The 1,041-nt window shown below is 69.8% G+C and carries 2 protein-coding genes; one reads left to right on the plus strand and one right to left on the minus strand.

Annotation, left to right across the window (positions count from 1 at the left end; translation table 11 throughout):
• Nucleotides 1–192: hypothetical protein (locus tag A8G18_RS23255; RefSeq protein ID WP_209447065.1), on the minus strand; the 192-nt coding region annotated here is incomplete at its 3' end.
• 359 nt (nucleotides 193–551) lie between these two features.
• Here A8G18_RS23255 and A8G18_RS21825 point away from each other — a divergent pair.
• Nucleotides 552–878, plus strand: coding sequence for a hypothetical protein (locus A8G18_RS21825; protein WP_064065527.1), 327 nt, complete (start codon nucleotides 552–554; stop codon nucleotides 876–878).
• Nucleotides 879–1,041: the final 163 nt, after the last annotated feature.

The raw sequence follows: 1,041 nt of genomic DNA on the forward strand, positions 1-1,041 counted from the left end.
TACGTACCAACCGGCCACCCCCGCCGCAAGGGGTACGGCGCGGATCGCCGCCCCGAAGTATGCCAGGGCGGCCCCGGCGCCCTTCGAGGTCCCCTGATCCCCCAGCCGGGGTCCCTCTGTGGCACCCCGGCGGGGAGAGCTGCCGCCCTCGAAGTTCGACGGGGCCGACCTGGCATACTTCGACCCGGCCACCCCCGCCGTACCCCTTGCGGCGGGGATGGGTTCTGCCGGTCAGGCACTCACTCCTCGCCGACCAGGGCCGCGACGCCGTAGACAGCCCTGGGGTTTCGTCTACCCCACCTGAGCCCCGGCCCTTGCGTGATCGCATCCGTCCAAATTCGGTGTGTGGTCGAGTCGTCCGGTGGCGTGCATGATGAGAGGCCACCGACACGCACCGAGGGGAACGATGTTCACCGCACTACGCGGCCCGATTCCGCACACGATCGGCCACAGCCCACGCGCCGACCCCCGAATCGCACCGGAGCGGCACACTCGCGCAGACGAAGGCCGATGCGGCAGCGCACACCCCCGCCCAGGCTCGGATCGAGACATTGGACAGCTACCTCGGCTCGCTCACCGAACAGGACCGCGCCGAGTACATCGCTGCCGCGCAAGACCTCAGCGATGCGATGAACGAGACCGGCACCGAGGATTTCCGCGCCTGTTCCCGCGGTGGACGGCCACCCGCCGGCGGCAGCGTCCCGGACGGAAGCCGCTCGCTGCAGGATCTGCGGGCACTCGCTCGCACGATCCGCACCTCGAGCCGACCACGTCGGACGGAGATCTCCACCTTGACGAATGCAGGTACATCCCCGCGACTCCACGCACCGATCCGGGAAGCAACGACGACACCGACCCGGACCCGGCCGGGGCAGTAGAAAACATGAACCACACCGGCAGTGAGACCGCGGCCACCGTGTTGGTGATCGCCGGTCGCAGCATCGACCTCGACACCGCGGTCGCCACAGCCCACGGCTATCCGGCGGTGACCGTGGCCCGCTACGACCTACCCGGACCCGGACCCGCCGCGGTGATCACCGC

Origin of the sequence: Rhodococcus gordoniae (assembly GCF_001646655.1) — a bacterium.
In the GTDB taxonomy this organism is placed as follows: domain Bacteria; phylum Actinomycetota; class Actinomycetes; order Mycobacteriales; family Mycobacteriaceae; genus Rhodococcus; species Rhodococcus gordoniae.